The sequence below is a fragment of the Novosphingobium sp. MMS21-SN21R genome (assembly GCF_031846015.1).
In the GTDB taxonomy this organism is placed as follows: Bacteria; Pseudomonadota; Alphaproteobacteria; order Sphingomonadales; family Sphingomonadaceae; genus Novosphingobium.
In genome coordinates this window covers 608,204-619,908 of sequence record NZ_JAVRDU010000001.1, presented here as the reverse complement: position 1 = coordinate 619,908, position 11,705 = coordinate 608,204, and the positions used below count along the sequence as shown (strand labels likewise).

Sequence of the window (11,705 nt, the reverse complement as noted above, 5' to 3'; positions counted from 1 at the left end):
TGAGGCATCGCAGGACGCCCTGCGCACCGTCTATCGACCGTTAGCGCTGGTCAGCGGAAAGGCCAGTACCCTGCTCATGGCGCGATAGAGATCGTCGAGCACGATGGGCTTGGCCACGCTGTCCGTGGCCCCGGCTGCCATCATCGGCTCCAGTTCCTCGGGCCGCGTGAAGGCGGTGAGCGCAATGATCGGAAGATCGGCCAGCGGGCCCTGCAACGCTCTGATACGGCGCGTGGCTTCGGGCCCATCCATGACCGGCATGGCCATGTCCATCAGCACCAGGTCGAAGGCTACGCCGGATTCAACGGCCGCGAGCGCCTGCTGTCCGTCCTCCACGACCGTGACATCGCAGCCGAGCTTGCGCAGGCAGCCTTCCACGACAATGCGGTTTGTCGCCAGATCCTCGGCCACGAGCACGTGCGGTGCCCGGTCGCCCGGTCCCGTCAGGGATCGGACAACCGGGTTTGCGACCCGTTTGGGCACGGGTATCTCGGCGACAGGCAGTTCGAACCAGAAACAGCTGCCTCGCGCGGCGTCATCCACGCCCAGCTTGCCGCCCATCACCTCGATGATGCGCTGACAGATCGCCAGACCCAGCCCCGCGCCACCCGGCTCGCTGCCCAGCAGGTTGAGCTGGCTGAAGTCGGTAAACAGCTCGGTTCGGCGATGGGCGGGAATGCCGATTCCGGTATCGATGACTTCAGTACGAAGCCAGCCGTTGGCCAGACGGCGGGTTTTCAGCATCACCCCGCCTTCGCTGGTGTATTTGATCGCGTTGCTGAGCATATTGTCGATGAGCTGGCGCAGCCGCACGCTGTCGGCCTCGACCCAGGTGGGCGTATCGGGCGCAAGCACGATATCGAGCGAGAGGCTCTTTTCTATCGCAAGATGACGCCAGAAATCTGCCCCGTCCGTCAACACGTCGATCAGGTTTGTCGGCCCGGGATTGAGCGCCAGCTTGCCTGCCTCGGCACGGGCGAGGTCGATGATGTCGTTTAGCAGCACGCGCAGCTGGTCGCCACTCGAACGCACCAGCATCAGCGTTCGCTTCTGCTCGGCAGTCAGCGTGCTTTCGTCGAACAGGCCCAGCATGCCGATCACACCGTTCAGCGGCGTGCGGATGTCATGGCTCATCATCGCAAGAAAGCGGGACTTGGCGTCATTGGCGAGGTCGGCCTGCTCGCGCGCGACCAGCAATTCCTCGTTCAACTTTTCGAGATCCTGCAGGCGCTGCAACTCACGGGCGCGCAAGGTCGCGGCCTCGTTGTCGGCACGAACCTGTCGCGTGATGTCCTGCACGGTCACGAAGATCATCACCGGCCGGCATTGGCTGTTGACCTGGAACTGCGCCATGACGCAGAGCGATCGCACCCCGTCATCGCCGTCCGCACTGTGACAACGGACCTCGATGCGATATTCGCGCAAGGCTTCCTCGCAACGACCGGACCCGTCCGCGTCGGCGCTTTCGCTGCACCGGTTGCAGCGCTCGCCTTTCAGGCCCGCGAGCAGGTCGCGGTGCATCCACTCGAGCATGCGTCGGCGGTCCTCGCGCAGCAGGCACCGCACCAGCGAGCGATAGGTCCGGACGGGCGATCCCGGTTCAAGCCCGATCATCACCTGCACTTGCGGAGAGAGTTCGAGCTGCCGGCTGGGGATATCCCACAACATTGTGCCGAACCCGGCAACGCGCTGGGCATCGAGCAATTGCCGCGTGCGGCGCTCAAGGCTGGTGCTCAGACTTTCCTTGCGTGCGGTCAATTCGGTGTTGGCAGCCGCAAGAACCCGGCTTTTCTGCTCGAGCAGATGTTCTGCCGCCGCCCGCGCTGCCTCTGCCCGCGCCAGCCGCCGTTCAAGCAATGCGATCTGCGCCGCGCTGTCGGCAGGCTCGATCGAGTGCGCGATCGAGGTCGGCACCGTATAGCGTGTCAGGGGCGTTCCGGGCATTGACGCCGGTTTACGAAGCGGGCCCGCGCGAAGGCGCGCGCACAAGGAAGCGGGCCGCGTGTGGTCCGGGCGAACCCGGATCACGAATGACTTCGAGGTCATCGCCGTAGTAGGCGATGTAGCCGCGCACCAGACCATGGGCGACGTCGGCGAGAGGACGATGCGACCCGTAGCTGACGGTCAGCTCCTCCCCGTCGATATCGACAACGATGCTGGGGGTGCGCGCATCTGGATAAAGCTTGGTAACTTCGCGGTGATGCTGCCCATCGACATCGCGCAGGAATGTAACGGCATCGGTATAGCCCTCGAACATGTCGGGGTAGAGTTCCATGAACCGGCTTGCGAGCCAGAAGCCATAGCTGTCGGCAAGCACGGGAACCGGCTCTCCCGAGATTTCGGACAAGGCCCCCATCATCGCCAGCGCTTCGGTATGGGAATAGTTGCCGACTGTCGTATAAACGCCGTCACCCGGAACGTTTGACCGGGTTATGACCGCGTCGGCAACGGCGGGCGAGAACGCCTGCTCGATCCAGCGGACTAGCTCGGCAATAATGACACCCTTCATCACAACTTCCCGGTTCTGGCAGGTTCAACGCGCTGCCCCGCTTGGTTAAGCAATTCACATGCCACACGGCTCAACGGGCTGATGCGCCCGGGTTGCCGGGGATCCGCCGCGCCGAACTTTGCATTTTGCAATGGCGACATTCGCAGAATGCGACGAACTTCGCATTTTGCAAAGCATGGCATTTTCAGCAATCCGCCGTCTCTGGCCGCGCCTGAACGCGCAATCCGATGCCCAAAACCAGCAGTGCTGGCCATGAAATATAGGTGAGAACCTCAAGGTTTTCGCCGAAACTATAGAGCCAGTAAGTCAGGACCATCGACAGCGCGAGCCTTCCGTAGCGGCCCCGGGTTGCCGCGATCACACACCCGATCAGCGAGGCAATCATGGGAATGCCCAGGGATATCACCCCCAGAAGGCCCTTCACGTAGAGCAGGCCGAACCAGCTGTGGTGGCTGCCGATGGGCATGTATTCGACCAGATGCGGCCCGCGCTCGACAATCCCGTGGCCAAACCAGTAGGCCTCGTGCTGCCACCGCTCCACCGCGATGCGGCCCAGCGTCGCCCGGACCCGCGATGACGAGGCGCGTGCGCCGTTGAAGCCGCTCGAGGCTTGCTCACCCAGAGCCGCAATCTGCGGGAGCAGCCAGCCGACCAGCAGCGTGATCGGCGCGAATGCGAACCAGGTGCGCGCCTTGCCCAGCCTGCCTGCCACCATGGTGATAGGGATGATGATGGCCAGTGCGACCAGTGCCATGCGAGATTGCGAAAGCACAGCCATCAGCACGCTGGCGATATAGCCTGTCCAACGCCAGCCCGGTGCGCGCTCCTCGCGCACGATCAGGAAATGGATCATGGCCACCATGCCGGCCGCCGGAGACCACGGCGCGAAGAACTGCCAGCGGGCAACACCGACTTCGGGATCGATCGTATAGAGCACGACGGCGAAGAATTCGTCGCTTGCGCCGCCAAGAACCTTTAGCGGAGAGACCCACAGGATCGCGGGCAAGTGGATGAAAGGCGCGGCAAGGAACAGCGGCATAAGGATCAGCGTCTGGCGTCCAAGGCGGCACACAGCCCGCGCCACCACACTCAGCCGGATAGGCAGGACATAGCCCGCGAACGGGAACAGCCCGAGCAAGGCCCATCCTTTCGCCCATCCCACCGAAGACTTTATCGTCTGGCCGGCCCCCAGGCTGAAGTTGCCATGCGCAATCAGCAGGATACCCAGCATCGCGCCCATGCCCAGCAGCCATGCCCACAGCTGGATCGGCAGGGTGCCGGGCCGCTCGGCTTCGGGCAAGGCAGGCGCAAGATAGCAGGCGCGGGCAGCCATGGCCGCAAGCACCCAGCCCAGCACCGGGCCGGCCATATACAGTCCACCGACCAGCCAGAGCCAATAGCTCCCGCCGATCGTGAACGCGATCAGGCGTTCTGCAGCATTCGGCGCAGGATCGGTTGACGCAGCCATAACAGTCCAAAGGCAAAGAGGGTCATGAAAGTCGCCGCCAACGCGCCCGCCAGGGCTATGATGGTTGACGGGCTCGAAGGCGATTTGGGCAGCGACGGCGCGGCAAGCACCTGCACCAGAGGATAGGACGCGAACGGGTCCTGCTTGTTGGTATCGAGCCGTGCCAGGGCGGACGAAAAGACCGCCTCGGTCACGCGCTGGTCGCGCTGTAGGTCCGCCAGTTGCTGTGCCTGCAGGATCCACTGAGGGGCTTCGGCGCGCGCACGGGCCAGATCGCCGTGGAGTTCGGCGAGCGCACTGCGCGTGCCCGCCGCCTGCGCGTCACTGGCGCTCATCGCTTGCATCAGCGTGGACCGGCCATCGCCCAGTTGCAGATCGGTATGGCGCAGCAACGCCTGTTCCGAGAGGCCGGTCAGCTCCTGCCCGCGGTGCACCAGCGCGGCGCGCAACTGCGCGCTTTCCGCATCGGCTTGCGCGCGCACGCTGTGCTGCGGACCAAGCGTACCGGCTTTGAGCTGCGCATCGGCGTTTGCCGCAGCATAGCGCTGCGCGAGTTCGGCAAAGACCGGGTCGCCCTTTAGCCGCATGATCACATTTGCGCCGCCGGGGCTGGCACCCAGCGTTCCCGCCAGACGCCCGGCCGTGCCCCCCTGCATGCGCATCTGCACGCGCAACTCGCGCTCCTTGTCCCGGATCGTATCGACCGAAGCGATCCGGCTGTTGAACTGCTCAAGTGTGGCAAGGCCGTGGCTCGCCTGGAATTCGATCAACTTGCGCTGCGCCGTTTTGACCTTGTCGGAAAGCTCGCTCAGGTGGGCCAGATCGGTTTCCTCGCGCTTCTCGGCCTCGTCGGCGCGCAGCGCGCTGAGCTCTTCGACGAACGCCTGTTGCAGCGCCATGGCCCGGCGATGGGCACCCTCGGCGCTATGGGCCGTGATACTGATAGCGATGAGGTTGGTCTGATCGACCAGCTTGATCGTCGGGACCGGAAAGGCGTCCTCGTCCTCATGCGCGATGCGTGCAGCCGCCCGCAATGTGACATCCGCGGTGAGCAACTGCTTGTAGTTCTCCGTCGGGCTCAGCGTCGAGCTGGCAAAGGCGGAATTGCTCGTACCCTGCGCCTGTCCGATCGATTCCACGTTGATCGAGCTGCCGATGCCCGATCCGGGCAGGATCAGGCTGAACTGGCTGGTGTAGCTGCGCGGCATCGCAACCAGATACAGCAAGGTCAGGAGCCAGATGGCGGCGATCACCGGGCCAAGGATCATCAGATAGCGCCGATAGCGGCCGACCGAAGGCAGGCCGTTGCGCACCACCCCCCACATCCGGACGAGGCGGCGCTCTACGCCAATTTCCTGTGCCGCGATCATCGGTTCAGGCTCTTTACCAGCACGGCCGGCCCGAGCAGGCTGCCGACGACGCCCACCGCATCGACAACGGTCATCGCCGTGCTGTCGTAGCAGGCAATGGCATCGCCAGGCATCAGATAGGGATCGACCGCGTCGCGATCGGCATCGCGAACCAGCGCTTCCACTTTCCGGGAAATCACCACGGAATGACCGTTCAGGGGATTGTGCGAGATCAGCACCGCGCTGCGCCCCGCATTCATCGCCGAACCACCGATGCAGTTTGCCGCAATCAGACCCTGGAGGAAGCGCGTGCCATAAGGAAGGCTGGTCGCATCACGGCCAATGGCCGATGCGGCATTGCTGGCCGCGGGGCGCGAAAGATTGGACATGTAGACCCGGATGCCCGGCGCAGTAACCGGGCTGGGCCGGACCAGCCGTGTCTGAAAGCAACCTGCGGAAGGCACGATGATGCGGTCACCGCGCGCGAGCTGCGGATCGACCGGCAGCCCGCCGCTGCCATCGCTGCCTTCCACCCCGCCCAGCACAGGGCGCAGGTCGATCCGGGCATAACGCTCGCCGCGTACAAGATAGACCGCATCGAGCGCGGCATCCGGCCGCAATCCACCGGCTGCCCGGATGGCAGTCGCCAGCGAGCGACCATTGTTGAAATCGCCCAGCGCAGGATTAGCCACCGTGGTGGCGCGCGATTCATTCGGCCGGTCCCCGGCGACGATGACGCCCGGCTCGAACACCGCACCCTCGACCGAGACCGCAACGCCCGCGCGCTCGGTGGAGACAAGGCGGAGGTTGTTGGCAATGTCGCGGATCAGGCCAGCGGCAACGAGCCTGTCGCGCACCTCCAGCGCCACTGCCGCGCTGCTGCGCCCGGCGGCGGGGATCGCCCCGATCCCGTTGATCGTCAGGCTGCCGTTCGCTGCGATAACATAATCGTGCGAGAGCACGTCCTTGTCGCCGCTCACATCAACGCGCAGCCGGTCACCCGGCCCGAGGATATCAGGAAAGGCGGCCAGCGCCTCGGCCGGCTCGGGCACGAGCGCGCCCAGCGCGGCAGGCAGGGCCGGGGTCAGGCAGCGATCGGTGGCGGCGGACGCTGCCACGCGCTGTGCGGGCTGATACTGCGCTCCGGCGAGATTGCGGGGCTGCGGCATCGTGGCACAGCCGCTGGTGAGAGCCAGGCTCAGCAGCGCGAAAGTCCGCGCCGATCCGGCGGTGCAGGTGAGGAGTGGGCGAAACAGGAAGGACATGGGAATCTCCGGCGTTTGCCCCACCATGGCAATCCCTGTGCCAGTTCGGAAAATGCGCCGGAAATGCGCGGGTTTGAACGAATGCGATCCAATTCCCGTTTTGCAATGACTGCATTTTCGCATTTTGCATCGGCGGAAATTAGCATTTTGCGAAGATTTCCATGCGCAGAATGCAAATCGAGTGATACGTAAAGGCCCTTATGCGCCCGTTCATACCTTTCGGGATTTGGCACGCATCCTGCTTCCAAGCGTCGGACATCTTCAAACCCTGGTACGGCCCATGACTCGCAAACGCATCCTGATCGTCGAAGACATTCCTGCGCTTGCCCTGATGTATTCAGGTCATCTCGAAAAGGCGGGCTATGAAGCGGTTGTGGTCGATACTGGGGCAGCAGTGCTGCGCGCTCTGGCGGAGGGAGAGGCATTCAGCGCCTTGCTGCTGGATCTGCAGCTTCCCGATATCGACGGGCTGGAACTGCTGCGGACCAACGCTGATCTGCTGGCGAAGCAGCCTGTCATCGTGGTAACCGCCGACGGCTCGCTATCGCGTGCCATCGACGCCATGCGGCTTGGTGCCTACGACTTTCTGGTCAAGCCTCTGGCGGCCAAGCGGCTCATCGCGGTGGTCGCCAGCGCCGTCGAGGCCGGCCCGACGATACGCGCCGATGCCCCCGTTCAACCTGCCGATCCTCTTGCACCAGCGGCGACTCCCGGCGGCTTTGTCGGCAACTGCGGTGCCATGCGCGAAGTATACCGGCAGATTGGTTGCATCGCGCGTAGCCGGGCGACGGTCCTGATTACTGGCGAAAGCGGAACCGGCAAGGAAGTCTGCGCCGACAGCATTCACCGCGAATCCGGGCGCCGTGACGGCGCATTCATTGCCATCAACTGTGGTGCCATCCCCGAAAACCTGCTCGAATCCGAGCTGTTCGGGCACGTGAAGGGCTCGTTCACCGGCGCGGTCAGTGATCGCATCGGTGCCGTCCAGGCGGCGCACAAGGGCACGCTTTTCCTCGACGAGGTGTGCGAGATGGCCCTGCCGCTGCAAGTGAAACTGCTGCGCTTTCTGCAGACCGGAACGGTCCAGCGCGTCGGCACCAGCCGGGTTGATGACGTTGACGTGCGCATTGTCTGCGCCACCAACCGCGATCCCTTGCGCGAAGTGGCCGAGGGGCGCTTTCGTGAGGACCTCTATTACCGCCTCGCCGTCGTGCCCGTGCACATGCCGCCGCTGCGCGAGCGCGGAAACGACATCGCAGAACTGGCGGAAACGTTCCTGCAGCGCTTCGCCCGCGAGGAAGGTAAGCAGTTCGCGCCGCTGGGCCAAGCCCAACTCGCAGCACTGATGGCCTATCGCTGGCCCGGCAACGTGCGCGAACTGCAGAATGTGCTGCGGCGGGCAGCGGTGCTCTGGGATGGCCCTGATCTGCCGCTGTCAGCCCTTCCCACCGCGCCATCCCTGGCGGCAGCGCCTCTTGCGGCGGCACCCCTTCCTGTCGAAGCACCTCGCGGCGCCGAGGCTCCGCAGACAGACGTCGCAGCAGCCTTTCGCGGCATGACGCTCGATGCGATCGAGCGGCTCGTCATCGCCCGCGCCATCGAGGATGCCGCCGGCAGCTTGCCCGCCGCTGCAAAGATGCTGGGCGTGAGCGCATCGACCCTCTATCGCAAGCGAGAGCGATGGGCGTCGAGCGGCGATGTTGCATGACCTTCGCTTCCGGCCATCTTTCACCGAACCGGATGCTATGGGCTCGTGATGGCATCATCGTTCTGTTGGCCGTGTTCGAAGCGCATTTCATCCGCCGCCATTCCGGCGCGTTGACGGTCTTTCTCGTCCCTTCGATCATGCTCGCGGCCGTGTTCGCGCTGGAGCGACCCGGGCAGTGGTACCAGACTGCGCGCATGGTTTTGGCCGCGATGATCGGCCTCATGATCGGCGGCATCACCTCGACTAACGCGGCTGCGGCTTCGGTGTTGGCGGGTATGCAGGCAATGATCGGTGCTGCAGTACTCAAAAAGCTGGCGCCGGACGGTCTAGACCTGACAAGGCCTGACGCCGTGATCAAGCTAGCTGTCGTGGCCCTTGTGATTGCGCCGGTATTCAGCCTGATGTTCGGCGTGGTGATGCTGTCGCTGGACGGAACCCTGCCGGCGCTGACAGCAGCCGGGGCAGGCACCAGTCTCTGGGCTTTTGTGCAAGTCCATGCGCTCCAATGGATCCTGCCTAATGCCTTTGGCATCGTTACCGCCACCCCGATCTTTCTGGGCGCACTTGGAGACAGGTCTCTGCAATTGCCCAACCTGTTCTCGCGCAAGAGAGTGGCCGGTTTCGCCGCAGTCGGCGCTCTCACCGCCGCTGTCTTTCTCAGCGAAGGCCACACCTATATATTCTTCGTCTGTCCAGCGCTGGTCTGGGTCAGTTTGTCGCTGGGGATCCGCGATACCGCTGCGGCGCATCTGTTCTCATTGTTGATCGCCACTGTGGCGGTTGCCAACGGGAATGGCCCGGCTGACGTGCTGGCGATACCTGCCGCGAGCCGATATTTCTATCTCGATGTCGCCTATCTGTGCTGCTACGGCTGCATCCTGCCGATCGCGGCTTCGATGGAAGCACGCCGCCGCCTCGAAAAGGAGCTGGCGCAAACCCTCACTTTCACCTCCCAGATTCTCCACAACATGCAGGAAGTCGTGTTCCGCACCGATGCTACGGGACGGCTCACCTTTCTCAATCCGGCGTGGGAGGCGATGACCGGCTTCGCAGTGGCGGAAACGCTACAGGGCACGGATGCCGCGGTGCTCGATCTGAGCGATCTTGTTGGCAGGCGAGCCAATTCCAGCCAGCCGGACGGCGCAGATGCCGACGAGTTGCGGGTCCACCGCAGCTATGTCCGCCGCGATGGCGAAACGCGCGAGGCAGACATCAGCCTTCGCATGATCCGTGCGCCCGACGGAACGGTTGAAGGGACCACCGGCAGCATACGTGATGTATCCGATCAATGGCGGTACATGACAGCGCTGGAAGCCAGCGAGCAGCGGTTTCGCCAGCTATGCGATACGTCTCCGATCGGGATCCTGCGCTGCGATCGCGAGGGCCTGATCACATATGTCAACCAACGCATCGAACTGCTGATGATGACACCTGCTGCCACGATCATCGGCAAACCTTGGGGCGAAGTGCTTGGTCTGGACAACGCCCAACTGACCAACCAGATCAATCGCTCGCTGATGACACCCGGCGCCGTATTCGACAACGAGGTCAACTACTGCGATCAGGCCGGCGTCAAACGGTGGCTGACATTCACTGCAACAGGCGAATTTGAAAGCGGCTCCCGGATCAACGGTTACATCGCGGCGGTGACCGACGTTACGCAGCGCAAGGCCAGCGACCTCGAACTGGCAAAGCGCACGCGCGAGCTGCGGCTGGTCACCGAGAACATCAACGACATGGTCTTCAGGATCGGGCTGGACGGCCGGTGCCTTTACGTCACGCCTTCGGTGCGCGAGGTGCTGGGCCACGATCCCCACGCCATCGTCGGCATGCCAGTCCTGATCCGCATTCATCCCGAAGATATCGACGATGTCCGCGAATGTTTCGGCCAGCTCATGCAGGGAACTGTAGACCTGCTGAGCGTCGCATACCGGTCCCTGCCCGCAACGTCGAATACGGATTACCTCTGGCTCGAAGCCAATTGCCGGTTGCTGAGAAACCGCAAGGGCGAACCATTCGAGATTGTCGCCTCGGTGCGGGACATAACGGCGCGCAAGCTTCTCGAAGTCGATCTGATCGAGGCCCGCCACCGCGCCGAACAGGCAGCCGCGACGAAGAGCGAGTTCCTCGCCAACCTCAGTCACGAGATCCGCACGCCGATGAACGGGGTCATCGGTCTGGCAGAGCTGCTGCTGGATCACAGCCTTGACGATACCAGCCGCAACTATGTCCGGCTGATCTCGGAATCCGGCGCGACCATGATGAAGCTGCTCAACGACATTCTGGACATCGCCAAGATCGACTCCGGGCGGCTGCAACTCTCGGTCGAGCCTTTCGATCTGCACGATTGCCTCACGGATTCGTTGAGCCTGATGACCGCCAGCGCGGTCGGCAAGGGCCTTGCCCTCAACCTTTCCATCGCGCCCGATGTGCCGCGTAGTATCCTGGGTGACAGCCTGCGGCTTCGCCAGATTCTCGCCAACCTGATCGGCAATGCAGTCAAGTTCACCAAGGCAGGTGAAATCCGTCTGTCCGCGAAAGTCGAGAGCGACGAGTTGGTCGTCTCGGTGGAAGATACCGGAATCGGCATCGCGCAAGTATATCAGACAAAGGTCTTCGAGGACTTCATGCAAGCCGATGCAGACATTGCCAGCGGGTATGGCGGCACGGGGCTGGGCCTGCCGATCTCGCGCCGCATCGCCGAGGCCATGGGCGGAACCTTGACCCTCAGCAGCACGCCCGGTGTCGGGACCACGCTGGTGCTGCGGATCAGGCTGAACCTGCCAGACGCGACCACCGTGTCGGCACGATTGCCAGCCCTGCTCGCCGCGTCGCAACCGCTTGCGCCAATGCGCCTGCTGGTGGCCGAGGACGGCCGCACCAACCAGATGATCGTGACAGCCATGCTGGAGAAGCTGGGCCATAAGGTCGCTCTGGCGCAGACTGGCGAGGAAGCGATTGCCATGGTCCGCGAGGCCATCGCCGCGAACCAGCCCTTCGCCGCGGTTCTGATGGACATCCAGATGCCGGGCATGGACGGCATGACCGCCACCCGTTTGCTGCGGCAAAGCGGCATCACCCCCTCGATGCTCCCGATCGTTGCCGTAACCGCGAACGGCTATCAGGAAAGCATCGACGACTGCCTCGCGGCCGGGATGCAAGGGCACCTGGTCAAGCCCGTGCGCAGCGCCGAGATCGCGGCCGAACTTGCGCGCATCGCCAGCTTGAACCCGGCCAGCCTCCCTACTCGGCAGTAGGCGCCTCAATTTCCGGCTGGCGCGCGCCGTCGTGATCTGACCCATGTCCGACGCCAACGTCCACCACCGGATGTTGGAGTGCACCGGCATGGAAATTTCAGAGAGAGCGTGAGCGCGCGCATCAACGATCCTCGATAATCCGCGTTGGC

General features: G+C 63.7%; 7 protein-coding genes. 2 read left to right on the top strand and 5 right to left on the bottom strand.

Translation table 11 applies throughout. The features are described from left to right. Positions 1-30: 30 nt before the first annotated feature. The 5 genes from RM192_RS02950 to RM192_RS02930 form a co-directional block, all read right to left on the bottom strand. Positions 31-1,944 carry an ATP-binding protein gene (locus RM192_RS02950; RefSeq protein ID WP_311506091.1) on the bottom strand — a complete coding sequence of 638 codons (1,914 nt, stop codon included), beginning with the start codon at positions 1,942-1,944 and terminating at the stop codon, positions 31-33. 10 nt (positions 1,945-1,954) lie between these two features. After that, positions 1,955-2,509 (bottom strand): heme NO-binding domain-containing protein, encoded by a 555-nt coding sequence (locus RM192_RS02945; RefSeq protein WP_311506090.1) that lies wholly within the window; start codon positions 2,507-2,509, stop codon positions 1,955-1,957. Positions 2,510-2,693: 184 nt separating this feature from the next. Then, positions 2,694-3,977, bottom strand: coding sequence for an O-antigen ligase domain-containing protein (locus RM192_RS02940; RefSeq protein WP_311506089.1), 1,284 nt, complete (start codon positions 3,975-3,977; stop codon positions 2,694-2,696). After that, positions 3,932-5,347: a hypothetical protein gene (locus tag RM192_RS02935; protein WP_311506088.1), complete on the bottom strand. Its 1,416-nt coding sequence runs from the start codon at positions 5,345-5,347 to the stop codon at positions 3,932-3,934. The genes RM192_RS02940 and RM192_RS02935 overlap by 46 nt, the downstream gene beginning before the upstream one ends. Beyond that, the gene (locus tag RM192_RS02930) at positions 5,344-6,591 is read right to left on the bottom strand and encodes a polysaccharide biosynthesis/export family protein (RefSeq protein ID WP_311506087.1); all 1,248 of its coding nucleotides are present in this window, start codon (positions 6,589-6,591) and stop codon (positions 5,344-5,346) included. Before RM192_RS02930 ends, RM192_RS02935 begins: the two co-directional genes overlap by 4 nt. Before the next feature lie 280 nt (positions 6,592-6,871). Between RM192_RS02930 and RM192_RS02925 the strand changes: the two genes are divergently transcribed. Beyond that, the gene (locus tag RM192_RS02925; RefSeq protein WP_311506086.1) at positions 6,872-8,299 is read left to right on the top strand and encodes a sigma-54 dependent transcriptional regulator; all 1,428 of its coding nucleotides are present in this window, start codon (positions 6,872-6,874) and stop codon (positions 8,297-8,299) included. After that, entirely contained in the window at positions 8,296-11,556 is a 3,261-nt protein-coding gene (locus RM192_RS02920) for a PAS domain S-box protein (protein ID WP_311506085.1), read from the top strand. The genes RM192_RS02925 and RM192_RS02920 overlap by 4 nt, the downstream gene beginning before the upstream one ends. Positions 11,557-11,705: the final 149 nt, after the last annotated feature.

Bases quoted from the DNA above. Each gene is read 5' to 3' on its own strand.
- RM192_RS02950 (WP_311506091.1), bottom strand. From the start codon at position 1,944: ATGCCCGGAACGCCCCTGACACGCTATACGGTGCCGACCTCGATCGCG.
- RM192_RS02945 (WP_311506090.1), bottom strand. From the start codon at position 2,509: ATGAAGGGTGTCATTATTGCCGAGCTAGTCCGCTGGATCGAGCAGGCG.
- RM192_RS02920 (WP_311506085.1), top strand. From the start codon at position 8,296: ATGACCTTCGCTTCCGGCCATCTTTCACCGAACCGGATGCTATGGGCT.
- RM192_RS02940 (WP_311506089.1), bottom strand. From the start codon at position 3,977: ATGGCTGCGTCAACCGATCCTGCGCCGAATGCTGCAGAACGCCTGATC.
- RM192_RS02925 (WP_311506086.1), top strand. From the start codon at position 6,872: ATGACTCGCAAACGCATCCTGATCGTCGAAGACATTCCTGCGCTTGCC.
- RM192_RS02930 (WP_311506087.1), bottom strand. From the start codon at position 6,591: ATGTCCTTCCTGTTTCGCCCACTCCTCACCTGCACCGCCGGATCGGCG.
- RM192_RS02935 (WP_311506088.1), bottom strand. From the start codon at position 5,347: ATGATCGCGGCACAGGAAATTGGCGTAGAGCGCCGCCTCGTCCGGATG.